Source organism: Rhodanobacter sp. T12-5, from assembly GCF_008329435.1.
Classification (GTDB): Bacteria; Pseudomonadota; Gammaproteobacteria; order Xanthomonadales; family Rhodanobacteraceae; genus Rhodanobacter.
The window spans coordinates 1-23,750 of the sequence record NZ_NPKN01000004.1 but is presented as its reverse complement, the minus strand read 5'-3'; the positions used below and the strand labels follow the sequence as shown (position 1 = coordinate 23,750).

21 protein-coding genes, 1 rRNA gene and 1 pseudogene are annotated in these 23,750 nt (G+C 65.2%); 13 read left to right on the top strand and 10 right to left on the bottom strand.

Going from position 1 to position 23,750, the window contains the following annotated elements:
- Positions 1-96: 96 nt before the first annotated feature.
- Positions 97-1,128 (bottom strand): hypothetical protein, encoded by a 1,032-nt coding sequence (locus CIW53_RS09765; RefSeq protein WP_149364536.1) that lies wholly within the window; start codon positions 1,126-1,128, stop codon positions 97-99.
- 155 nt (positions 1,129-1,283) lie between these two features.
- Here CIW53_RS09765 and CIW53_RS09760 point away from each other — a divergent pair, with 155 nt between their 5' ends.
- A complete protein-coding gene (locus CIW53_RS09760; RefSeq protein ID WP_149364535.1) occupies positions 1,284-1,478 on the top strand; it encodes an antitermination protein NusB in 195 nt (64 codons plus the stop codon).
- An 80-nt stretch (positions 1,479-1,558) separates the two neighbouring features.
- Here CIW53_RS09760 and speE read toward each other — a convergent pair whose 3' ends face one another.
- The gene (gene speE, locus CIW53_RS09755; protein ID WP_149364534.1) at positions 1,559-2,428 is read right to left on the bottom strand and encodes a polyamine aminopropyltransferase; all 870 of its coding nucleotides are present in this window, start codon (positions 2,426-2,428) and stop codon (positions 1,559-1,561) included.
- A gap of 288 nt (positions 2,429-2,716) precedes the next feature.
- Here speE and speA point away from each other — a divergent pair, with 288 nt between their 5' ends.
- The 4 genes and pseudogenes from speA (at position 2,717) to CIW53_RS18060 (ending at position 6,177) form a co-directional block, all read left to right on the top strand.
- Positions 2,717-4,606: a biosynthetic arginine decarboxylase gene (speA, locus tag CIW53_RS09750; protein ID WP_149364533.1), complete on the top strand. Its 1,890-nt coding sequence runs from the start codon at positions 2,717-2,719 to the stop codon at positions 4,604-4,606.
- Between the two features lie 130 nt (positions 4,607-4,736).
- Positions 4,737-5,537, top strand: coding sequence for a 3-hydroxybutyrate dehydrogenase (locus CIW53_RS09745; RefSeq protein ID WP_149364532.1), 801 nt, complete (start codon positions 4,737-4,739; stop codon positions 5,535-5,537).
- Between the two features lie 25 nt (positions 5,538-5,562).
- A pseudogene (locus tag CIW53_RS17940) lies at positions 5,563-5,646 on the top strand (hypothetical protein); the annotation flags it as partial.
- Positions 5,647-5,676: 30 nt separating this feature from the next.
- Positions 5,677-6,177: a DUF3734 domain-containing protein gene (locus CIW53_RS18060; RefSeq protein WP_277949631.1), complete on the top strand. Its 501-nt coding sequence runs from the start codon at positions 5,677-5,679 to the stop codon at positions 6,175-6,177.
- Positions 6,178-6,337: 160 nt separating this feature from the next.
- Here the strand turns inward: CIW53_RS18060 and CIW53_RS09735 are convergent, their stop codons facing one another.
- The 4 genes from CIW53_RS09735 to radC form a co-directional block, all read right to left on the bottom strand.
- Positions 6,338-7,093, bottom strand: coding sequence for an SDR family NAD(P)-dependent oxidoreductase (locus tag CIW53_RS09735; protein WP_149364531.1), 756 nt, complete (start codon positions 7,091-7,093; stop codon positions 6,338-6,340).
- Positions 7,094-7,175: 82 nt separating this feature from the next.
- Entirely contained in the window at positions 7,176-7,892 is a 717-nt protein-coding gene (locus CIW53_RS09730; protein WP_149364530.1) for an SPOR domain-containing protein, read from the bottom strand.
- Entirely contained in the window at positions 7,892-9,580 is a 1,689-nt protein-coding gene (gene argS, locus CIW53_RS09725; RefSeq protein ID WP_149364529.1) for an arginine--tRNA ligase, read from the bottom strand. The genes CIW53_RS09730 and argS overlap by 1 nt, the downstream gene beginning before the upstream one ends.
- Positions 9,581-10,057: 477 nt before the next feature.
- Positions 10,058-10,729, bottom strand: a complete 672-nt coding sequence (radC, locus tag CIW53_RS09720; RefSeq protein WP_149364528.1) for a DNA repair protein RadC — start codon at positions 10,727-10,729, stop codon at positions 10,058-10,060.
- 97 nt (positions 10,730-10,826) lie between these two features.
- Between radC and coaBC the strand changes: the two genes are divergently transcribed.
- From coaBC to CIW53_RS17930, 3 genes are read left to right on the top strand one after another with little or no spacing between them, the layout of a single operon-like run.
- Complete coding sequence (gene coaBC / locus CIW53_RS09715) at positions 10,827-12,032, top strand: bifunctional phosphopantothenoylcysteine decarboxylase/phosphopantothenate--cysteine ligase CoaBC (protein ID WP_149364527.1); 1,206 nt, start codon at positions 10,827-10,829, stop codon at positions 12,030-12,032.
- Positions 12,029-12,487, top strand: coding sequence for a dUTP diphosphatase (gene dut / locus CIW53_RS09710; RefSeq protein WP_149364526.1), 459 nt, complete (start codon positions 12,029-12,031; stop codon positions 12,485-12,487). Before coaBC ends, dut begins: the two co-directional genes overlap by 4 nt.
- Positions 12,488-12,547: 60 nt before the next feature.
- Positions 12,548-14,899, top strand: coding sequence for a phosphomannomutase/phosphoglucomutase (locus CIW53_RS17930; protein ID WP_149364525.1), 2,352 nt, complete (start codon positions 12,548-12,550; stop codon positions 14,897-14,899).
- A 112-nt stretch (positions 14,900-15,011) separates the two neighbouring features.
- Here CIW53_RS17930 and CIW53_RS09700 read toward each other — a convergent pair whose 3' ends face one another.
- Together CIW53_RS09700 and pyrE are read right to left on the bottom strand one after the other, a co-directional pair.
- Entirely contained in the window at positions 15,012-15,689 is a 678-nt protein-coding gene (locus CIW53_RS09700; RefSeq protein WP_343192238.1) for a DUF4124 domain-containing protein, read from the bottom strand.
- Positions 15,690-15,772: 83 nt separating this feature from the next.
- Complete coding sequence (pyrE, locus tag CIW53_RS09695) at positions 15,773-16,420, bottom strand: orotate phosphoribosyltransferase (protein WP_149364524.1); 648 nt, start codon at positions 16,418-16,420, stop codon at positions 15,773-15,775.
- 253 nt (positions 16,421-16,673) lie between these two features.
- Between pyrE and CIW53_RS09690 the strand changes: the two genes are divergently transcribed.
- The 3 genes from CIW53_RS09690 to CIW53_RS09680 all read left to right on the top strand — a co-directional run bounded on the left by CIW53_RS09690 (position 16,674) and on the right by CIW53_RS09680 (position 19,230).
- Complete coding sequence (locus CIW53_RS09690) at positions 16,674-17,444, top strand: exodeoxyribonuclease III (protein WP_149364523.1); 771 nt, start codon at positions 16,674-16,676, stop codon at positions 17,442-17,444.
- Positions 17,445-17,511: 67 nt separating this feature from the next.
- The gene (locus tag CIW53_RS09685) at positions 17,512-18,741 is read left to right on the top strand and encodes an MFS transporter (protein ID WP_149364776.1); all 1,230 of its coding nucleotides are present in this window, start codon (positions 17,512-17,514) and stop codon (positions 18,739-18,741) included.
- 186 nt (positions 18,742-18,927) lie between these two features.
- Entirely contained in the window at positions 18,928-19,230 is a 303-nt protein-coding gene (locus tag CIW53_RS09680) for a hypothetical protein (protein ID WP_242451863.1), read from the top strand.
- Here the strand turns inward: CIW53_RS09680 and CIW53_RS09675 are convergent.
- On the bottom strand, positions 19,200-20,339 hold the full coding sequence (locus CIW53_RS09675) for an anhydro-N-acetylmuramic acid kinase (RefSeq protein ID WP_149364521.1): 1,140 nt from the start codon (positions 20,337-20,339) through the stop codon (positions 19,200-19,202). The genes CIW53_RS09680 and CIW53_RS09675 overlap by 31 nt on opposite strands.
- Before the next feature lie 7 nt (positions 20,340-20,346).
- Positions 20,347-21,792 carry a peptidoglycan DD-metalloendopeptidase family protein gene (locus tag CIW53_RS09670; protein WP_149364520.1) on the bottom strand — a complete coding sequence of 482 codons (1,446 nt, stop codon included), beginning with the start codon at positions 21,790-21,792 and terminating at the stop codon, positions 20,347-20,349.
- Between the two features lie 181 nt (positions 21,793-21,973).
- On the opposite strand from CIW53_RS09670, the gene tyrS reads away from it, so the two are divergent.
- Positions 21,974-23,185 carry a tyrosine--tRNA ligase gene (gene tyrS / locus CIW53_RS09665; protein ID WP_149364519.1) on the top strand — a complete coding sequence of 404 codons (1,212 nt, stop codon included), beginning with the start codon at positions 21,974-21,976 and terminating at the stop codon, positions 23,183-23,185.
- 487 nt (positions 23,186-23,672) lie between these two features.
- Positions 23,673-23,750, top strand: a 16S ribosomal RNA gene (locus CIW53_RS09660); the annotation flags it as partial.

The following is a 23,750-nucleotide window of genomic DNA, read 5'->3' as shown; positions in this document are numbered from 1 at the left end:
CTCGCTCGGTCTCCACCGCCCAGACTCCTGGCCCGGACCGGGGAAAGGGAAACAGGGAACCCGCGGTGCCGTCCGCCGCGAGTCCCCGCCCCTGCTTCACTCCGCCGGGTGCGGCTTCCAGTCGGCTGGTGCGTCGATGGGAATGCTGTTGTCGCGCAGGGCGGCCAGCATCAGGCTCATTTCCGTGCCGCCGTTGCGTGCCAGCGCCAGCAGGTGCTGCGCTTGCGACGCGTCGTCCTGGGCGCGCGCCAGCAACTTGGCGAAGCTGCGCACTTGCCAGATCAGATTGAGCCTGGCGTGCTGTGCGTCTTCCTTCTGCGCCGGATCGTCCGCAAGCACTTCGCGCAGATGCAGGCCGAGCGAGCGGGCCAGCGGGCTGGAACCCCATTCGAGAACCTTGCCCAGGTTCAGGCAATCGGCCTTGATCGAGGCATCCTCCGCCGAGTTTTCGCACAGTTTGGCAATCAGCTGCAGACTCGGTTGCGGCTGGGTACTGGCCAAGCCGTAGGCGAGTACGGTCTGCATGCCGACCGCACCGCCTGCACGTGCCGGGTCGAGCGTATCGGACGGCGGCGGCAGCACGCCTACCGACGTGGCCAGCGCCTTGAGGCTGGTACCGGTGTAGTCATCGTACATTTTCGCGGCGGCGGCCTTGCGCAGATCCTCGCGGGCGGCTTCGTGCCTCATGTTGCGGGCATCCACGCCGAGCTTGATCAGCCATACCGCGGCATTGTCCGGCGCTTCGGTGAGCAACTGGTCCAGCGCGGCGGTGTTCGGACAGGCATCGGCTTTCTCGTCGCAGTCTGCCAGCCTGACCCAGTTGATCGCGACGCCGGCGCCGTCGGTCTGCGCGGCGCGGGCGATCAGCGAATGAAAGCTGTTGCCTGGCGGCTGGTTGAACAACGGTCGGGCGAGCAACGCGGCACCAAGCAGCGGCAGCGCATCGGCACGCGGTGCCAGCACGCTGACCAGGTCGCGCTGGAACGCCAGCTGGGCCTTGTCGCGAGCCTTGGCCGCCTTGCCGGGCTCGGGGCTTTTGCCGGCGGTGACTTTCTGGGCGGCCAAAGCCGACGTGGCGACGAGCGACAACGCGCAAGTCAGGGCAAGACAACGCAATCCGCGCATCATGGGCTTGGGTCCGCGATCAAAGCGCCCAGCATACCCTGCACGGATTAAGCGTGGCTGATCCACCTGCACGTGGAGACAGGCAGCCACCGCAAGCCTTGCTAGGATGTCCGTTTTGGCGCAGGACCGCGCCGCCTCATGGTTTCGGGAGACGCGTAGTGAATCATCTGTCGACATTCGCCGACGGCGCACCCTGGTTTGTCGGCTGGGGTACGCTGGCCTTGATCAACGCCGCCCTGGCCCAGGGCAAGAACCGCAGCGGCCTGTTGTGGTTCTTGCTGTCGCTGCTGTTCGGGCCGCTGGCCACCCTGCTGCTGGTGCTGCTGCCGAAGGTGCGGTCGAAGATGTTTTGAGGGCGGGAACGGGGAACAGGGAATGGGGAACAGGGAATGGGGAACAAAGGCGGAAGTTGCGATGCTCTGGCCGTTCCCCGTTACTCGCCCAACGCCTCGCGCATGAATTCCGGCTGTGCCAGCGCGCCCTTGTGGATGTCGGCGTTGTAGTAGCGGGTAGGGAAGTTCTTGCTCAGCGCGCCGCGTTCGCGGAAGCCGGACAGGTCGCCGCCCTTGCGCGCCATCGTGCAGCTCCACCAGCCGGTCGGATAGCACGGCTGCGGGAACGGCAGCGTCTTCACCGCGCTGAAGCCGGTGGTGCGCATGGCCGAGCGCATCGACTTGATCAGGTCGAGATGGGCCAGCGGCGACTCGCTCTGCTGCACCAGCAGGCCGCCATGGCGCAGCGCCTTGTAGCAGCTGGCGTAGAACGCGGCGTTGAACAGGCCTTCGGCGGGGCCGACCGGGTCGGTCGAGTCGACGATGACCAGATCCAGCGATTCCGGCTCGCACTCGGCCATGTACTCGATGCCATCGATGAACAGCAGCTCGGCGCGCGGGTCGTTGTTGGACTCGCACAGCTCGGGGAAATACTCCTCGGCCAGGCGGGTCACGCGCTCGTCGATCTCCACCTGCACCGCGGACTCGACTTCCTCGTGCTTGAGCACCTCGCGCAGCGTGCCGCAGTCGCCGCCGCCGATGATCACCACGCGCTTGGCGCGCGCATGGGTGAACAGCGCCGGGTGGGTCATCATCTCGTGATAGAAGAAATTGTCGCGCGTGGTGAGCATCACGCAGCCATCGATCACCATCAGGTTGCCCCAGTCGGTGGTCTTGTGGATCTCGATGGTCTGGAACGGCGTCTTCTCCGCGTGCAGCAGCTGCTCGGTGCGGAAACCGATGGAGGAGCCGGAGGCCTGGTGTGCCTCGGTGAACCAGCTGGCTTCATTCGGAGTGGACTGCTGCGACATGGCGGGTGTTCCTGGCGAACCGGGTGGAAGGGCAAAGACCGCCAATTGTAGCGGCAACGGTAGTGCACGTCCTGCCGGCGCGACGTGCCGTCTTGCGCATATCGTCACAGGTGCCCGTTACAATGGCGTTCTGGCACGGCCGGCGTCGCGCGTCGGCGGCCGACAAGCCCGATCGGCCCCGCGGCGTGCGAGGCTTCCGGTCGCTCGGGCTTCGTGCTCTCTCTCAGAGCAGTACCGTCAAGGCTCGCCGCTGCGACGACATCATCCGTTGTCAAAAGGAACTAGTTGATGTCGAACCACTGGAATACCGACTCTGCCCGCCACACCTACGCCGTGCCGCACTGGAGCGACGGCTACGTGGACGTGAACGGCGGCGGCGAAATCGTGATGCACCCGCGCGGGGCGAACGGCCCTGCCCTGTCGTTGCCGCAGATCGTCGACCGCGCCCGCGCGGAAGGTTTGCGGCTGCCGTTGCTGGTGCGCTTTCCCGACATCTTGGCCGATCGTCTGGCGCGGCTGCAGGATGCCTTCGCCCGCGCGATTGCCGACCATGGCTATGCAGGCGGTTATACGGCCATCTATCCGATCAAGGTGAACCAGCAGCGCGGCGTGGCCGGCGAGCTGGTTGCCGCCGGCACGCACGGTTTCGGCCTGGAAGCCGGTTCCAAGCCCGAACTGATGGCCGTGCTGGCGATGGCGCGGCCCGGTTCCATCGTGATCTGCAATGGCTACAAGGACCGCGAATACATCCGCCTCGCACTGATCGGCCGCAAGCTCGGCCTGCGCGTGCACATCGTCATCGAGAAGCTGTCCGAGCTGGACCATGTGTTCAGCGAGGCCAGGGCGCTGGGCGTCGAGCCGCTGCTTGGCGTGCGCGTGCGGCTGGCCTCGATCGGCGCCGGCAAGTGGCAGAACACCGGCGGCGACAAGGGCAAGTTCGGGCTGTCGCCGCAGCAGGTGCTGACCCTGATCGAACGCCTCGACGCGGCCGGCCTCAAGCACACGCTGAAGCTGCAGCACTTCCACATGGGCTCGCAGATCTCCAACGTGCGCGACATCGCCAACGGCATGCGCGAGGCCACGCGCTACTTCGTCGAGCTGAGCCGGATGGGCGTGCCGCTGGAGATCGTCGACGTCGGCGGTGGCCTCGGCGTGGACTACGAGGGCTCGCGCTCGCGCAGCCACAACTCGATCAACTACTCGATCGAGCAGTACGCCTCGACCATCGTGCAGTCGCTGGCCGAGGCAGTGGCTGAAGAAGGCCTGCCCGCGCCGCACATCCTCACCGAGGCCGGCCGCGCGATGACCGCGCACCACGCGGTGATGGTGGTCAACGTGACCGAGGTGGAGGAGGTGCCGGCCGGCGCGATCCCGCCGCCGTGCGCGGACGAACCGGCGGTGCTGCGTCGCCTGCGCGAGACTTGGGACGAGCTGGACCGGCGTCCCGCGCTGGAGCTGTTCCACGAGGCCCAGCACCATCTCAACGAAGGCCAGACGCTGTACTCGCTGGGCCAGCTGGCGCTGGCCGACCGCGCGCGGCTGGACGAGATGTACTACGCCATCGCCAATGCCGTGCGCGCGCGCCTGCTGCCGGCCGAGCGCTCGCACCGGCAGGCGCTCGACGAGCTGGACGAGAAGCTGGTCGACAAGTACTTCGTCAACTTCTCGGTGTTCGAATCGATCCCGGACGTGTGGGCGATCGGGCAGATTTTCCCGATCGCGCCGATCGCCCGCTTGAACGAAGAGCCGACCCGACGCGGCGTGATCGTCGACCTTACCTGCGATTCCGACGGGCGCATCGACCACTACGTCGACGCCGAGGGCGTCGACGTCAGCCTGCCGCTGCACGCGCTGAAGGATGGCGAAAGCTACCGGCTCGGCATCTTCATGGTCGGCGCCTACCAGGAGACGCTGGGCGACATCCACAACCTGTTCGGCGACACCGACGCGGTCAACGTGCGCGTGGACGGCGACGGCTACACCTTCGCCCACGTGCGCCGCGGCGACACCACCGACCTGATGCTCGACTACGTCGGCTACGACCTGGAAGCATTGCGGCAGAGTTACCGCGAACGCATCGCCAGTGCGGGCGTTCGCGGTGATGAAGCCGGGAAGTTGTACGACGCGCTCGACGGCGGCCTGACCGCGTACACCTACCTGGCCGAAGACACCCACTGAATCCGGCGCGTAGGAGCCCGCTCGCGGGCGATGCCCTTGCCTTGATGTCCGCACGAAGATCCAAGACAAGAGCATCGCCCGCGGGCGGGCTCCTACATGAAAGATCCGACGCAACACGTAGGAGCAACGCATGACAAGTCTCAACGGCAAGGTCGCCCTGATCACCGGCGCGGCCAGCGGCCTCGGCAAGGCGATCGCGGAGCTGTACGCGCAACACGGCGCCAGCGTGGCGGTCGCCGACATCAACCAGGATGCCGCGGACAAGGTGGCGGCCGAAATCAATGCGGCCGGCGGCAAGGCGCTCGGCGTGGCGATGGACGTCACCAGCGAGGACGCGGTCAACGCCGGCACCGACAAGGTGGTCGCCGCGTTTGGCCGTCTGGACATCCTGATCTCCAACGCCGGCGTGCAGATCATCAACCCGATCGAGCAGTTCGCCTTCGCCGACTGGAAGAAGATGCTGGCGATCCATCTCGACGGTGGTTTTCTCACCACCAAGGCCGCGCTGAAGCACATGTACAAGGACGACGGTACCGGCAAGAGCCGAGGCGGCATCGTGATCTACATGGGCTCGGTGCACTCGCACGAGGCATCGAAGCTGAAGTCCGCCTACGTCACCGCCAAGCACGGCCTGCTCGGCCTGGCCCGCACGCTGGCGAAGGAAGGCGCGCCGCACAACGTACGCTCGCATGTGATCTGCCCGGGCTTCGTGCGCACGCCGCTGGTCGAGCGGCAGATTCCCGAACAGGCGAAGGAGCTGGGCATCAGCGAAGCGGACGTGATCAGGAACGTGATGCTGAAGGACACCGTCGACGCCACCTTCACCACCGTCGAGGACATCGCGCAGACCGCGCTGTACCTGGCCACCTTCCCGTCCGCGGCGCTGACCGGTCAGTCGATCGTGGTCAGCCACGGCTGGTTCATGCAGTGACGAAACCCGCAGCGGCAACTTCGCTTATTTCGACAAGCGCAGGCAGCGCCTGCGGCCCGAGCACTTCATGGCCTCCGGCGCGTTGCCGCCGGGGTTTCCCGCGGTGGAGATCGACGGCGAGTTCTACTGGGACGGTGGCATGGTCTCCAACACGCCGCTGTACGAGGTGCTCAGCGAACGCCCGGGTTGCGACACGCTGGTGTTCCAGGTCGATCTGTGGAGCGCCCGCGGCACGCTGCCGCGCGACCTTGCCGACGTGGCCGAGCGCAGCAAGGAGATCCAGTACTCCAGCCGTACCCGGCTGGTCACCGAGTTCATGCGCCGCACGCAGGAGCAACGCCGCCTGCTGCACGACGTGATGGCGCTGGTGCCGGAAGACCGCCGCGACCACCCGGTGTACCGGCATGCCGAGGCAAGCGCGGCCGAGGCACTGACCAACGTGATCCACCTGATCTATCGAAACAAGCCGCACGAGGGCCACTTCAAGGATTACGAATTCAGCGCCGCCAGCATGCGCAGCCACTGGCAGAGCGGCCTGGACGACATGCGTCACACCCTGGCGCGTCCGCAGTGGCTGGCCGCTCCCGATCCCGAGCATCCGTTCGTGGCGCACGACGTGCATCGTGGTGATGCCGGCTGAATGGCTTTGTCACTTCGAGGCGGCGGTGACGACACTCGCCCGAATGAAGAGCGGTGCGACGGCGGGAGCGGCTTCAGTCGCGATGCTCTTGCTTTGGTAGAGCTCCAGAGTAGAAGCATCGCGGCTGAAGCCGCTCCCTCAGGTCGTCGTGCGACCGGGCTCAACTGTCCCGCGCGATCTGCAGCCCGGCCGCCGACTGGCTGACCGGCATCACTTCCACGCGGTTGATGTTGAGGTGTGGCGGCAGGTTGGCGATCCACCAGATGGTGTCGGCGATGTCACTGGCAGTAATCGGGTGGGCGCCGGCGTAGAGGTTGTCCGACGCCGCCTGGTCGCCGCCGGTGCGCACCAGGGTGAACTCGGTCTCGGCCATGCCCGGTTCGATCGAGCTGACCCGCACGCCTGTGCCGTGCAGGTCGGTGCGCAGGTTCTGCGAGAACTGGGTGACGAAAGCCTTGGTCGCGCCGTACACGTTGCCGCCGCGATAGGCGTAACTGCCCGCGATCGAGCTGATGTTGACGATTGCGCCGCGGCGCTGGATCAGTTGGGGCAGCAGCAGGTGGGTCAGCGACACCAGCGCGGTGACGTTGGTGTCGATCATCTGCTTCCATTGCGCCAGGTCGGCCTGCTGCGCCGGTGCGGTGCCCAGCGCCAGTCCGGCATTGTTGACCAGCAGGTCGATGCCGGCGAAGGCCGGTGGCAGGCTGGCATGCGCCGCATGCATCGCCGCTTCGTCGCGGACATCGAACGCGGTGGCATGCACGTGCTCCGAGCCGTGACGTTCCACCAGCTGCTGCAACCGATCGGCGCGACGGCCGCTGGCGATCACCCGCCAGCCGCCGGCCACGAAACGTTCCACGGTGGCGGCGCCGAACCCGGAGGTGGCACCGGTGATCCAGACGGTTCGGGTGGTCATGGGGAAAGTCTCGCTCGACGGATGGTTGCGCGCTGCGGCCGGACAAGTCGCGGCGCGGCGGTTGGGTAATGCGCAGGGTGCGTTACTTGCCTTCTTTCAGCGCGATCGCGTTGATGCCGGCACTGGCCAGGCGCTGTTTGGTCGATTCCAGGTCGGTGGCCGAGCGGAACGGGCCGAGGCGGACGCGGTGGTACGTCTGGCCGCCGATGTTGACCGACTGCACGTTCGCCACGAAACCCTGCAATGCGAGTTTGGCCTTCAGGGATTCCGCGTCGCCGGCGTTCGGGAAGGCGCCAACCTGCAGCAGGTAGCCGCTGCCGGCTGCAGGTTGCGGTACGGCCGCGGCCGGCGCCGCGGTGATGTTTTCGCTGATGGCGCGCGGCGGGTTGGTTGCTGCCGCTGCCTGCGCTTGCTGCTGGGCAGCTGCCTGCTGGGCCTGCATCTGCGCGGCCTGCTGCTTCTGCTGTTGCTCGACGCGCGCCTGCGCGCTGATCTCGGCGTCGGGGATGCGTACTTCCTTCTCCGACAGCACCGAGTAGAAGTCGAATTGCGGCTTCTTGGCCGCGCTGTCGCCGGCGGCCGACTCGAGCACGCCCGGCGCGCTGCCGCGCTCGGCGGTGGCCTGCGGATTGGCCTGCGGGCCGTCGGCTTTGCGCAGGCTGGTCAGCAGGCTGCCGCGCATCATCAACGCCATCAGGATGGCACCGGCGACGAGGCCGATGACGACGTATCCCCAGCCCGGAAAGCCGTTGCTGCCGTTGCGCACGGCCTGCCGGCCCTTGCCCTTGCGTGCTGCCATTACATCTTCTCCGGGGCGCCGAGGCCCAACAAATCCAGACCATTCTTCAACACTTGCCGCGTCGCCACCACCAGCGCCAGGCGTGCGTTGCGCAGGCTGGCGTCCTCGACCAGGAACTGGTGCGAGTTGTAGTAGGTGTGGAACGCGTTGGCCAGTTCGCGCAGCCAGGCGGCGACCAGGTGCGGCTCCAGGTTGGCTGCCGCGGCCTCGACCAGTTCGGGGTACTTCGACAATTCAGTGAGCAGGATCTGCTCGTGCTCGTTGTCCAGCCGGGCCAGGTTGGCAAGGCCGTCGGCGAGATCGAACGTGAAGCCCTTCTCCGGCGCCTGGCGCAGCACGCTGCAGACGCGGGCATGCGCGTACTGGATGTAGTAGACCGGGTTGTCGTTCGACTGCGAGCGGGCCAGATCGACGTCGAACACCAGCTGCGAGTCGCTCTTGCGCGCGATCAGGAAGTAACGGGTGGCGTCGCGGCCGACCTCGTCGATCAGGTCGCGCAGGGTGACGTAGCTGCCGGCGCGCTTGGAGATCTTCACCTCCTCGCCGCCCTTCATCACCGTCACCATCTGGTACAGCATGTAGTCGGGCCAGCCCTTGGGGATGCCGCAGTCGAGCGCCTGCAGACCGGCTTTCACGCGGGCCAGCGAGCCGTGATGATCGGAGCCCAGCACGGTCACGGCGTGAGCGTAGCCGCGCTGCCATTTGCTCAGGTGGTAAGCCACGTCCGGCACGAAATAAGTGTAAGTGCCGTCGGACTTGCGCATCACGCGGTCCTTGTCGTCGCCGAAATCGGTGGTGCGCAGCCATAGCGCGCCGCCTTCCTCGTAGGTGTGGCCGTGGGCGACCAGCTCGCGCACGGTCTCCTCCACCTTGCCGTCGCTGTACAGCGAGGACTCCAGGAAATACGTGTCGAAGCCGACCCCGAACGCCTGCAGGTCCAGGTCCTGCTCGCGACGCAGGCTGGCTACGGCAAAGCGGCGGATTGCGTCGAGGTCGTCGACGTCGCCGGCAGCGATGACCGTTTCGCCATCGGCCACCACGGACTCGCGGTCGAGGTAGGCGCGCGCCACGTCGGCGATGTAGTCGCCCCGATAGCCGCTCTCCGGCCAGTTGCTGTCTTCCGGGGTGATGCCGCGCGCGCGCGCCTGCACCGAGATGGCCAGGTTGGCGATCTGCACGCCGGCATCGTTGTAGTAGAACTCGCGTTTCACGTTCCAGCCGCTGGCATCGAGCAGGCGGCTCAGGCAGTCGCCGATGACGGCATTGCGGCCGTGGCCCACGTGCAGCGGGCCGGTCGGATTGGCGGAGACGAATTCCACGCCCACGGTCTTGCCGGCGCCGTTGGCATTGCGGCCGTAGGCGTCGCCCTGGGCCAGGATGCGGCGCACTTCGGCGTGATAGGCGTCGGCGGCGAGGAAGAAGTTGATGAAGCCGGGGCCGGCGATCTCGACCTTGTCCACCAGCGTGTTTGCCGGCAGCGCGGCGACCAGTTTCTCGGCCAGCTCGCGCGGTTTGGCGCGCGCCGGTTTGGCCAGCAGCAGCGCCACGTTGCAGGCGAAATCGCCGTGGTCGCGGTTGCGCGCCCGCTCGATCACGAACCCGGGCAGGCTCAAGTCGGCAGGCAGGGTGAGGTCGTCTTGCAGGCCCTGAATCGCCTGCAGCACCAGTTCGCGCAGCTGTTCTTTCACGGAGGGGATCGGTTTCGGAATGGAACCGCCAATCCTAACAGAGGGCCGGCAGGTGAAGGCGCGGCCGGGTGCGGCGCCGCGTACGGTCAGCGTTTTTGATGCACCGCCGCGGCGCCCTTGTGGATAAGTCTGTGAAGAACGCGGCGTGCCTGTGGCGCGAGTCGAACCGAATTCGATGCCACGCAATCAAACATGTCGATTAACCAATAAAATTCATGCAGTTACGCGATTCATTTGTGAAGGAACAGTCAATGAGCCCCGCAAGTGCCGGTAACCGCACTTTGTGTATAAGTTTCGGCGACTTGGCGATGTCATTCGAGGCAAATAGCTGTCATGGGTTCGTCATGCGGCATTGCGACACTGTTCTTGCCGACATGATTCCCCTCCATGAATCGGTACTGGAGACGCCGCTCTCTCCCCTCCCCCAATCGGCTCGCGGCGTGGCCTCTGTGCCACGCCGTTTTTTTCGCCGGATGGTCAGAGCAGACCGCGGGATGCCATCGACACCGGTTCGCCGCTGCCGATCACCAGATGATCGAGCACACGCACGCCGACCAGCTGCAGCGCGTCGCGCAGCTCATGGGTGATCGCGCGGTCGGCGGCACTGGGTTCGGCCACGCCGGAGGGGTGGTTGTGGGCGAAAATCACCGCGCAGGCATTGTGGTGAAGGCACGCCCGCACCACCTCGCGTGGGTGCACGCTGGCGCCGTCGACGGTACCGCGGAACAACTCCTCGAACGCCAGCACGCGATGACGATTGTCCAGGTACAGGCAGCCGAAGACTTCATACGGAAGGTGGCGCAGGCGTGCACGCAGGTAGTTGCCGCTGTCGCGCGGATTGCCCAGGCTCGGTCGATCCTGCAATTCTTCGCGCAGGCTGCGTCGCGCCAGTTCCAGCGCGGCGGCGATGCGCGCGCGCTTGGCCGGCCCCAGCCCGCCGATGCGTATCTGCCGGTCGGGTCGGCCCAGCAAGGCACCCAGGCTGCCGGCGGCGTTCAGCAGGTCGCGGGCCAGCGCCAGTGCGTCCTTGCCGCGGCTGCCGCTGCCCAGCAGTACGGCCAGCAGCTCGGCGTCGGACAAGGTGGCGCTGCCGTGCGCCAGCAGTTTTTCGCGGGGACGTTCCCCTTCGGGCCAATCGCGGATGCTCATGCAGTCCAACTTGCCGCAGATCCTTCCGTCGCGGCAGCGGTCGGGGTGATTGAATCCGGTAAGCTACGCGTCTGCCCGATTGTCAGGCCCGCCTTACATGAGTCTCGCCCAACGCCGCATCCTGCTGGGAGTGTCCGGCGGCATTGCCGCCTACAAGTCCTGCGAACTGGTCCGCCGTCTGCGTGATCTTGCTGCCGAGGTGCGCGTGGTGATGACCGAGGGTGCCACCCATTTCGTCAGCCCGACCACATTCCAGGCACTTTCCGGCCAGCCCGTACGGGTCAGCCTGTGGGATGCACAGGCCGAGGCGGCGATGGGCCACATCGAACTGGCGCGCTGGGCAGAACGCATTCTGGTGGCGCCGGCCAGTGCCGATCTGCTGGCGCGGTTGGCACATGGCATGGCCGACGACCTGCTGACCACGTTGTGCCTGGCCAGTGCCGCGCCCTTGTATCTGGCGCCGGCGATGAACCAGCAGATGTGGGCGCACCCGGCGGTGCAGGCGAACATCGCCACGCTGCGCCAACATGGCGCGCAATTGCTGGGACCGGCGGTGGGCGACCAGGCCTGCGGCGATGTCGGCAGCGGCCGCATGCTGGAGCCGCTCGAGTTGCGCGATGCGCTCGTAGCTTCGTTCGGCGATCGTTCGCTGGCCGGATTGAAGGTAGTGGTCAGCGCCGGACCGACCCATGAGGACATTGATCCGGTGCGTTTCATCGGCAACCGCAGCTCGGGCCAGATGGGTTTTTCGGTGGCCGCGGCAGCGGCACAAGCCGGCGCCGTGGTGACCCTGGTGGCCGGGCCGGTGAGTCTGGCCACGCCATCGGGCGTCGCCCGGCGCATCGACGTGCGCAGCGCGGTGCAGATGCACGAGGCGGTACTTGCCGCCGCGGCGCAGGCCGACATCTATATCGGCGCGGCGGCGGTTGGCGACTATCGCCCGCAGGAAGTGTCCGCACAGAAGCTGAAGAAGCGAGATGGTGCCGACCTGGTGCTGCAATTGAGCGAGAACCCGGACATCCTGGCCAGTCTGTCGGCGCAAACCGCACACCCGTTCCTGGTCGGTTTCGCCGCCGAGACGCATGATGTGGCGAGCTATGCGCAAGGCAAACTGCGACACAAGAGGCTGGACATGATTGCGGCGAATCAGGTGGGCGGCGGTCTCGGTTTCGAGGCGGCCGACAATGCGCTGACCCTGTATTGGGCCGATGGCTCGGTCGAATTGCCGCGGGCGGCGAAAGCCGAATTGGCGCGCCAGCTGATCACCCGCGTGGCGGAACGTTACCGGGCGGCGCGCGGATGACGATCGATGTCGAGCTGAAGATTCTCGATCCCCGCCTCGGCGACAGCATCCCGTTGCCGCAGGCCGCCACACCGGGCAGCGCCGGCATGGACCTGCGTGCCGCGCTGGAACAACCGCTGACGCTGGCGCCGGGCGAAAGCGCGCTGGTGCCCAGCGGCATCGCGATCCATATCGGCGACCCGGGCTGGTGCGCGCTGATCGTGCCGCGCTCGGGACTGGGCCATAAGCACGGGCTGGTGATGGGCAACCTGGTCGGGGTGATCGATGCCGACTATCAAGGGCCGTTGATGATTTCGTGCTGGAATCGCGGCAGCCAGTCGTACACCATCGCGGTGGGCGACCGGATCGCGCAGTTGCTGCTGGTGCCGGTGGCGCAGGCGCGGCTGACGGTGGTGGACGACTTTGCGCCGAGCGAGCGCGGCAGCGGAGGGTTTGGTTCGACCGGGATCCAGTAGACACGCGCTTTGGCCCGGCCAAGCCGGGCCAATCCACAGGTACAGCCGCGGGGGCGGGACATGGCGTTGAAGATGGCGAACGAACGGCTGCGGGGCACGCGTATCGATTGGCGGGCGCTGCTGCCCTTGGCCGGCGGTACGTTGCTGCTGCTGCTGGGGCTGTTCTGCGCCTGGCAGACCTGGCTGATTGCCGACGAGGACCACGCCAACCAGCAAGTGCACGCCGCCCGGGACGAGGCCGCCAAGGTGCTGGCCGCGCAACTCGCCAGCCAGCGCAGCGAGATCGAGAAGGTCCTGGGCAAGGTGGATCCGGCCACGCTGATGAGCGACCCGGCCGGCTCCGCTGCGAACTTGCGTCGACAACTGCCGCAGGCGAGCAAGCTGGAGTTGTACAGCGGCGATCTCAAGGAGGTGCTGCGCGCCAACTACCGCGAATTCGGCTACGCCAAGGCGGCCCAGTTGATGGAGGCGCAGAGCGACGATGGCGTACCGCTGGTGCAAAGCGTTTCCTACGGCAACGGCGACCGCCGACTGAGCCTGGTCATTCCGCTGGGTTCCGTGCAGCAGGTCCAGGCCTGGGCCTGGATCGAGCTGCCGTTTGCGCCGTTGCAGCAGCGCTTCGAGTCGATTTCGCCGGCAGGCGGACGCCTTGTCCTGCGCCAGGGCGACGATGGCGGCAGCACCCAGCTGGTGTCGCACGGTGCTGGGTCGGCGCAGGCCGAGGCGACAGGCAAGCCGGTTGCCGGCAGCGTGTTCAGCGTGGTGGCCGGTTTGCCGGGCGCTTTCATCATACTTCCCCGCTCTTCGTTGCTGGGCGCGCTGTTGAGCTTGCTGACGCTGGGTGGCGGCGTGTATCTGTTATGGCTGCGCCTGCGCCGAGCGCGTGGTTTCGAATCCGAATCCTGGGAATCGCCGTTGCCGACACAAACGGAAACGCCCATGCCCTCCGCCGAGCCGGTGGCCGCACTGCCCCGAACGAAGCCGATGCCGCCGCCCGTTGCGACGCCCGCGGCGCCCGCACCACCCGCGATCAAGGTGGATGCGAGCATCTTCCGCGCGTACGACGTGCGTGGTGTGGTGGGCAAGACCTTGAACGCCGATGTGGCGCGCCTGCTCGGTCAGTCGATCGGCACGCTGATGGCGGAAAAGGGGTTGCGTGAAATCGTGGTCGGCCGCGATGGCCGTCTGTCCGGGCCGGAATTGGCGGCGGCGCTGGCCGAAGGCTTGCGCGCGGCCGGTATCGACGTGATCGACGTCGGTGCAGTGCCGACGCCGGTGGTCTACTACGCCGCCTTCCGTTTCAATACCGGTTGCGGGGTGGCGGTCACCGGCAGCCACAATCCGCCCGACTATAACGGCTTCAAGATCGTGGTCGGCGGCGAGACGCTGTCCGAGGGCGCGATCCAGGACCTGTACCGGCGCATTGCCGGCGGCGAGCTGGCCAGTGACGGCAAAGGCAGCCTGCGGCAGGTCGACGTGGCACCGGACTACATGGAGAAGATCGTCTCCGATGTGCTGGCCGAGCGCCGCCTGAAGATCGTGGTCGACTGTGGCAACGGCATTCCGGGCGAGCTGGCGCCACAGGTGCTGGAGGGCGTGGGCTGCGAAGTGGTCCCGCTGTATTGCGACGTCGATGGCACGTTCCCGAATCATCATCCCGATCCGTCCGACCCGAAGAATCTGGAGGATCTGATCCTCGCGGTCAGGCAGACCGGCGCCGATCTGGGGATGGCTTTCGACGGTGACGGCGACCGACTCGGTGTGGTTACCCGAAGCGGCGAGATCGTGTATCCGGACCGCCTGCTGATGCTGTTCGCGCGCGACGTGCTGTCGCGCCAGCCGGGCGCCACGATCATCTACGACGTCAAGTGCAGCAACCACCTGAAGAGCCAGATCCTCGACGCGGGCGGCAGCCCGCTGATGTGGCGCACCGGGCATTCGCTGATCAAGGCGAAGATGCGCGAAACCGCGGCCGAGCTGGCCGGCGAGATGAGCGGCCACTTTTTCTTCAAGGAGCGCTGGTACGGTTTCGATGACGGCATCTACGCTGCGGCGCGATTGCTGGAGATCCTGGCCGGCGACCTGCATGGGCGCACGCCGGAGGAAATTTTCGCCACGTTGCCGAAGAGCGTGTCCACGCCGGAACTGAAGATCGAGCTGGCCGAGGGCGAGCATTACCAGTTCATGGACAAGTTCCGCCAGCAGGCCGACTTCGGCGACGCCACCCTGATCACCATCGATGGCGTGCGCGCGGACTGGCCGGACGGCTGGGGTCTGGTGCGCGCGTCCAACACCACGCCGGTGCTGGTGCTGCGCTTCGAGGCAGACAATGCGGTGGCGCTCAAGCGTATTCAGCAGGATTTCCGCAAGCAACTGCTGGCGGTCGACTCCACGCTGAAAATGCCCTTCTGAAAAGCAGTGGGCCTCGACAAAGTCGAGGCCCACTGCAGATATCCTCTTCCCGTGGGGAAAAGATGTCCGCGGAACAGATGAGAGAACTCACGCCACCCTGGAGACGCCCTGGTTAGTCCGCCGGCTGCTCCTGCGCCGCCTTGAGTTCCCGATAACGAGCCAGCTGCCGTGCCTGCAATTGCACGGTCTGTGCGCGCAACTCCTGTTGCCGTTGCAGAGCATGGCGCTGCCCGGCGATCACGTCGCGCTGCTTGGCGATACCGTCGACCAGGAACTTCGGAATGGGATTCTTGTTGCGTTCGATATCGGCGGCGCGACCGAGCAGGTCGGTCAGTGCTTTTTCCTGGCTGCGCAGGTTGATCTGGGTAGTGTGAATCTGCTGGTCGATGGTATCCAGCGACTGCTGCTGCGAAGCCAGGAATGATTTCTCGTCCGGATAGGCCGACATCATCTGTGCCTCGGCATTGGCGCGGTCCCGCTCGATGCGTTGTTGCTCGGCTTGCTGGTCGGCCAGCTTCTTCGCGGCGGCGCGCTCGGCGGGGCTCAATTGACGCGGCACATGTTGAACGACCAAGCCCCGATCGTTGACCAGGTCGTAGCCGTACTTCATCGCCTCGCTGCTGAGACTGTCGCTGTAATGCGGCAGGCCCTGGGCATCGTGCCATCGATAGCGGATGCTGCCTTTGTCCTGTGCGTGCACAGGCACGCCGGCGACCAGCATCGCGGTGGCAAAGGCAAACAGTAACCTGGACTTGCGCATGAAATCCCCCTGGCCCCGCAGTATATCCATCGTCATCGTCGTGCCTAGCTCCGCTTGGTCAAGGCCTCGGTCATTGTGACGAGGTTGGCATGAACGGGTCCGCGCCGGCATGTTCACTCGTGCACACCGTAGCGTTCGCGATAGGCCAGCAAGCGAGCGTATTCGGTAGCCAGCTCGGCACGCTCGCCAGCGTAGGCCAGTACATCGGCAAGGCCGGTGATCGCGATCACCGGGATGCCATGGTCGGCGGCCACTTCCTGCGCGGCGGAGCGTTCGCCCTGGCCGCGCTCCTGCCGGTCCAGCGCGATCAATACGCCGGCCGGCTCGGCGCCGTGGGCGCGGATCAGCGCCAGCGATTCGCGTACTGCCGTGCCGGCGGTCATCACGTCGTCAACGATCAGCACGCGGCCCTTCAGCGGCGCCCCGACCAGGGCGCCGCCCTCGCCATGATCCTTTGCCTCCTTGCGGTTGTACGCCCACGGCAGGTCGCGCCGATGCTGCTCGGCCAATGCAATGGCGGTGGCTGCGGCCAGCGCGATGCCCTTGTAGGCGGGGCCGAACAGCATGTCGACGGCAATGCCGGAGTCGACCACGGCAGCGGCGTAGGCGCGCCCGAGTTGCGCCAGCGCAGCGCCCGAATCGATCCGGCCCATATTGAAGAAGTACGGGCTATGGCGGCCGGATTTCAGGGTGAAGTCGCCGAAACGCAGCACCTCGCGCTGCAGGGTGAGCTCGATGAAGTCGCGTTGGTAATCTTGCACGGGTCGTCTCGCAAACAGGTGGAATCAGGGGAGTCCGCAACAGCAACCGCGGCGGATTCGAACGGTCATCATGGTACAGCCCGCCACGGTCACCGAGTCGGCGCGCGAAGATCATTGCCGCGCCGCACGGTTTCGCCGTTCACCGTAAACGGCAGCCCGCCGGGTGAACTGGAATGACAGGCGCGGCGGGGCATGTGCGCTTACGCCGGGGCGGTGGTTGTTATGATCACCCATCACGAGATCGGGAGAGTCCATGCGCATCATCAGTTTGAACGCCAACGGCATCCGCTCGGCCGCCAGCAAGGGCGTGTTCGACTGGCTGCGTGGGCAGCATGCCGACGTCGTTTGCCTGCAGGAAACCAAGGCACAGGAACACCAGCTCACCGATGCGATGTTCCGCCCCGATGGCCATCACTGTTTCTATCGTGATGCCAGCAGCAAGAAGGGCTATAGCGGCGTGGCGATCTACACGAAACGCGAGCCGGATCAGGTGCTGACCGAGCTCGGCTGGGACGAGTTCGACAACGAGGGGCGCTACATCGAGGCGCGTTTCGGCAACCTGTCGGTGGTGTCGCTGTACTTTCCGTCAGGATCTTCCGGTGACGAGCGCCAGCAGTTCAAGTTCAGGGCGATGGAATGGATCACGCCGATCTTCGATGCATGGCTGAAAAGTGGCCGCGATTACATCATCTGCGGCGACTGGAACATCGTGCACACCAAAGACGACATCAAGAACTGGAGTTCGAACCAGAAGAATTCCGGCTGCCTGCCGGAAGAACGCGCGTGGCTGGACCTGTTGTTCCAGCAGCGCGGCTGGGTCGACAGCTTTCGCGCGATCAAGCCCGAGGCGGTCGAATACACGTGGTGGTCCAATCGCGGGCAGGCGCGCGCCAACAACGTGGGTTGGCGTATCGACTACCAAGTCTGCACACCGTCATTGCGGGAACGCCTGAAGGAATGCTCGATCTACCGTGACGAGCGATTCTCCGACCACGCGCCATACACCGTCGACTATGCCGACTGATCCGCTGGCGCGCAGGTCGGCGAAGCCGTCGGTCTGGCGGGCGTTCGCCCAGCCGGCTGCGTGGACGATGTTCCTGTTCGGCTTTTCCTCCGGCCTGCCGTTCCTGCTGGTGGCCGGCACGCTGGCGTACTGGCTGAAGGAAAACGGCATCGTGCTGAAGGACATCACGATGATTGCCAGCGCCGGCATGGCGTATGCACTCAAGTTCCTGTGGGCGCCGCTGCTCGACCACTGGCGGATCCCCGGTTTCGCACGGCTCGGCCAGCGCCGCGGCTGGCTGCTGTTCGCGCAGCTCGGTGTCGTTGTCGGCCTGCTCGCGATGGCGTTGCTGACGCCGGTGCAACTGGCCCCATTCGTCGTCGCCACGCTGCTGGTGGCGCTCTTCGGTGCGACCCAGGACATCGCGGTGGACGCGTATCGCATCGAAATCGCGCCGATCGAGGCGCAGGGCGCGCTGGTCGCCACCTACTCGCTGGGCTATCGGATCGGTTTGCTGCTGGCCGGTGCCGTGGCGCTGATTCTGGCCGACCACGCGCCGTGGCGGGTGGTTTACGCATTGATGGCGGCGGCGATGGCAATACCGTTGGCGGCCACCTTGATGGCACGCGAACCGGATGTCTTGCGGCGCCGGCCCGCGCGCTGGCGCGACGCGATGCGCGAAGGCGTGATCGACCCGTTCGCCGATTTCTTCCGGCGTTATGGCTGGGCGCTGGCCGCCGTGACGTTGCTGTTCCTGCTGCTGTTCAAAATGCCCGAACAGGCGACGATCGGCGGCATCATGAGTCCGTTCTATCGCGACATGGGTTTTTCCAAGACCGAGATCGGCGCGATCACCAAGATCTACGGGATCTGGATCGGCATCGTCGGCGTGTTCATCGGCGGTGCGGCGGTAGCCCGGTGGGGTGCGTGGCGTCCGCTGGGGGTGACCATCGTGCTGTGCGGATGCAGCAACCTGCTCTATCTGGTGCTGATCGCCCATCCGGGAAATCTGGTGGCGCTGACCCTGGTGATCTCCGGTGAGAATCTCACCCTCGGAATGCTGGGGCCGCCGACGGTGGCCTTCCTTTCCTCATTGGTGAACCGCCAACACACGGCAACCCAGTACGCATTGCTGAGTTCGCTGGTCAATCTGCCGGGCAAATTGCTTGGCTTTTTTGCCGGCGGCATCGCCATGACGACCGGGTACGGTGGCTACTTCGTGATCACGGTGCTGGCCGTGCTGCCCGCGATGATGATCTTTGCCTACCTGTGGCCGCGCTTCCGGGGCATCGAGCGAGTTTCGGCGGAGGCCGACTAGGTCCAGCCCGTCCGATTTTCCGGCTATCGCTTCAGGTGGAAGCGATGCCTGGCGTGGTGGCGCTCACAGTGGAACTGCCAAATCATCCACGGAATCGCAGGCGGCCCGGTCCGCGTGCATCATGGTTGTGCAAACATCCGGTGCCACAGGGGGCAGCTGCAACATGGAGTGACGCCAGTGCCGGACATGATCCTGCAGTACGTCGACAGCTTGCTGGCCGATCGCATCAAGGCGTTGGCGAAGGAGCGTCAGTGGTCGGTCAATGATGTACTTCTGCATGCCCTGCGCAATGGCCTGGGCATCTCGGCGGCACAGCATTTCAGCGAAACGCAGCGTGATCCAGAAGCACCGGCGCTGCTGGAAGGTCAATGGGAGGCGGCCGAAAGAGGAGCCTTCGAGGAGGCGCTGCATGCGCTGGCGCAGACGCGCCCGACTCAGCTGGCGCCGGAAAACATCCGCTACGGGGATTCCCGAGGTGGTGCAGAGTAGATCGCGCCCAACACCCGTAGGCCGCGCGCGCCGGTGACGGCGGGCAGGTTGCCGGGCAGGCCGAGCAGGCGCTGGCGCGCCAGCCATGCGAACGCCGTGGCCTCGAGGAAATCCGGATCAATCCCGTAGCGCGACGTGCTCAGCAGGACGCTGGGTGACAAAAGCTCACCCAGTCGCCGCATCAATGCATCGTTGTGCACGCCGCCACCGCAGGCCAGTACTTCCTCTGCCATGGGTGCCTGTTGGGTGATCGCTGCGGCGATGCTGCGTGCGGTGAGTTCAAGCAGGGTTGCCTGTACATCGGCTGGCTGCAAAGTACCCGGCGACGTGTGGGCAGCCAGCCAGTCCAGGTGAAAATATTCGCGCCCGGTACTTTTAGGCGGTGGCAGCGCGAAGTAGGGATCGGCCAGCAGGGCATCGAGCAGGCCAGGGTCGGGCAGGCCGCTCAAGGCAAATGCGCCGCCGCGATCGAACGGCTCCCCGCGATGATGCTGGCACCATGCATCGAGCAAGCCGTTGGCCGGGCCCGTGTCGAAACCGAGCACACTGCCATCGGCACCGAGCACGGTGATGTTGGCGATGCCACCCAGATTGAGCACCACCCGCGCGTGACCGGGTCGGGCCAGCAGCATGGCATGCAATGCCGGCAACAACGGTGCGCCCTGCCCTCCGGCGGCGATGTCGGCACGCCGGAAGTCCGCGACCACGTCGATGCGGCAGCGCTCGGCGATCACCGTCGGGTCACCCAGCTGCAGCGTGAAAGGGTGGTCACCGCCGGGGCGGTGGCGCAAGGTCTGGCCGTGCGATCCGATCGCCCGTACCGCTTGTGCCGGTGTGCGGCTGCGTTCGAGCAGGTGAAGGGCAGCGTCGGCGAAGCTCTGGCCGATTTCGACGTCCAGCCGTCCAAATGCATCCAGGTCTGGCACGGCTCCGCCCTGGGCCAGTGCCAGCAGACGCTCGCGCAAATCGCTCGGCCATGGATGGGCAAGGCTGGCCTGCAGCTGCGGAGCACCGCGGCTGAAGCCGACCAGCACGGCGTCGATACTGTCCGCGCTGGTACCCGAGATCAGCCCGAGGTAGAGCGACGAAGCGTCGTCTTCCGCGCTCATCGGACGCTCAGTTGTCGTGATTGGCAGGAGCGTTCGCTTGTGCCAGCTTGATGCGCGAATCCAGTTCGGTCAGCCGTGCCAGCTGCGGTTTCACGACTTGCGACTTGAAACGTGCCAGCTGCGCCGGAGGCAGGAGTTCAGGCTTCGGCAAGGTTACGGTTTGCGGATTGCGCTGCACGCCGTTGACGCGGAATTCGTAATGCAGATGCGGACCCGTCGCGAGGCCGGTCATGCCGACATAGCCGATCACTTCGCCCTGCCGCACATGTTCGCCCACGTGTTGCCCCTTGACGAAGCGCGACATGTGGCCGTAGGCCGTGCTGATGTGCGTATTGTGCTGGATCACCACGAAGTTGCCGTAACCGCGCTCCCAGCCGTGGTACTTGATCACGCCATCACCGGCAGCGTGGATCGGTGTGCCTTGAGGGGCGGCGTAGTCCACGCCCTTGTGCGCGCGCATGCGGCCGAGGATCGGGTGCATGCGCGCCGCGGTGAATTTCGAGGAGATGCGGGTGAAGTCCACCGGAATGCGCAAAAACGACTTTTCGATGGGCCGGCCGTCCTCGCTGAACCAGCCGTAGTCGCCATTGGCCTTCTTGAAACGATAGGCCGTGTAGCGCGTTCCCTGATTGATGAATTCGGCGGCAATGATGTTGCCTTCGCCGTAGCGCACGCCGTCACGATAGATATCGTCATAGATCACGGTGAAGCTGTCGCCGACGCGTAGATCCTGCACGAAATCGACGTCGTACTTGAACAGGTCGGCGAGCTTGCCAACCATCGCCGCGTTCATCCCGGCCTGGTCGCCAGCGGCATACAGGCTGCTGCGGATGACGCCGTGCGCCACCTGTTCGCGCAGGTCCATGTCGCGTTTCTGGATGGCGAGAGTGGGCTGTGCACCGTCGAGACGGACGATCGCGCGACTGGCCTGGTCCCGGTCGAAGCGGAAGCCCTTGAGGCTGCCGTCACGGTCAAGCAGGAAATCGAACTCCTCGCCAGGACGAATGTTGTGCAGCGCCGACTTTGCGCTGCCGGCAGCGTCCAGCACCTTCTGCAAATCGCTCATGCCGAGGCCGCGCGCGTTGAAGATGTCCGACAACGTTTGGCCTGGCTCTACACGAACGACCTGCCAGTCGTCCACGGTGGCAGCGATGGTCTTGGCCGGCTCGAACTTGGGCAGCGCCAAGGGCAACAGGGAATGCGCTGCCGGAGCGGGAGCCGGGCGCATCGCACTGGCCCAGGCAGGCATGATGAAGCCGGAAAGCAGGGTGATCAGCAAGGCGGTGCCGGCGAGTACCAGTCGTTCGCGATGCCAGTGAATCGGCTCGACTTCGCCGGAACGGTTGAACGACCAGTGTGAGCAGCGCTCGTAGAAGTGCGAGTGCCGGCGCTGTGCCTTGCGGCAAATCGCCTGCTTGCGCGCTTGTCGCGCCCCCTGATTCTCTTCAGCCATCTGCGTATGCCCTGCGGTACAAAACAACAAACTCCGCGTACCATAACGGCCATGTGTAAATGGCGTCAACGCCTTTTCCATCAAGGGTTTGCAAGACATTCCTGGTTAACACACAATTAACGCCGACAGCACGGGCGCGTTCCCGACTGCTGCCCACTACCGTCATTCCAGAGAGAAATGCATGAGCGAGCTTGAGCGGGCGCTGGCCACTATTGCGCGTGGCGCCGACGAAATCATCAAGCGTGAAGATCTTGCCGAGCGCCTCAAGAGCGGGCGGCCATTGCGGATCAAGGCTGGTTTTGATCCGACTGCACCAGACTTGCACCTGGGGCACACCGTGCTCCTCAACAAGATGCGCCAGTTCCAGGATCTGGGCCATACGGTGATCTTCCTGATTGGTGACTTCACCGGAATGATCGGCGACCCCACCGGCAAGAACGTCACCCGCAAGCCGCTTACCCGCGAAAACGTGCTGGCCAACGCCGAGACCTATGCGGAGCAGGTCTACAAAGTGCTCGATCGCGAGAAGACCGAGCTGCGCTTCAATTCCGAATGGTTCGGCCGGATGAGCGCGGCCGACATGATCCGGCTTGCCGCCCAGCACACGGTGGCGCGGATGCTCGAGCGCGACGACTTCACCAAGCGCTACGCGGCGCAGCAGCCGATCGCGATCCACGAATTCCTGTATCCGCTGGTGCAGGGCTACGACTCCGTCGCCTTGAAGTGCGATGTCGAACTCGGTGGCACCGACCAGAAGTTCAACCTGCTGATGGGGCGTGCGCTGCAGGAACACCACGGCCAGCCGCCGCAGATCGTATTGACCATGCCGCTGCTGGAAGGGCTGGACGGCGTCAACAAGATGTCCAAGTCGCTGGGTAATTACATCGGGATCAACGAGCCGGCGATCGACATGGTGACCAAGACCATGAAGATCGGCGATGAATTGATGTGGCGGTGGTTCGAGCTGCTCAGCTTCGAGGTGTCGCTGGATGAACTGGAGCAGATGAAGCAGGACATCGCCAGCGGCACGCTCAATCCCCGCGATGCGAAACTGCGCCTCGCACGCGAACTGACCGCGCGTTTCCACGGCGCGGCGGCGGCCGAGCAGGCCATCGCTGGCTGGCATGCGGTGGTGCGCGGCGAAGGCGACACCTCGTTGCTGCCGCAAACGGACATCATCGTGCCCGCCGAAGGCATGCGCCTCGCCGCCTTGCTGACGGCGGCCGGACTTTCCGCCAGCAACTCCGAGGCGAATCGCAAGCTGAAGGAGCGGGCCGTGCGCATCGACGCCGAAGTCGTGGAGGACGCGCAGCGCGTGTTCAACGCCGGCTTCGAGGGCGTATTGCAGGTGGGCAAGCGGAATTTTGCCCGCGTAAGGCTGGTGAGTGGCTGAGCCGAACGGGATCCTGGGGTTGGCGGGTCGAAACGCCACTGCTGCGGAAAAAAAATTACTCGCCTGCACAGCGTCTTGCGGCACATCTGCAAAATTGTTCTGAAGAAATGCTTGCCAAAAAAAGCACAGGCCGTATTATTCGCGGCCCGCAGTCGCCCAACGTCGTAAAGACGGACCGCCGGGACCTCGAAAAAAGCTTCACCGAGGGTGTTGACGGTCGCAAAAAGCGATGTAGAATGGGCGGCTCACCCAGGACGAAACGTCTTGGGACGGTACCGGAAAAACCGGTACCAAGCGAACGATCTTTGACAGTGTGCGCAGGTGAATTGTGTGGACGTCTTGTGTTGAATGGGTCACGACCTGTCCAAGCAATGCAAGCGTCCCACCAAGTAAAAAGTCAGTAATGAGTTTTGATTGGTTGGGAAGAACGCTTCAGAGAGATAGATTGTCATCATGGTCTGCAAAGGCGATGTGACGATCGAAAACTTAAGTGAAGAGTTTGATCCTGGCTCAGATTGAACGCTGGCGGCATGCCTAACACATGCAAGTCGAACGGCAGCACAGA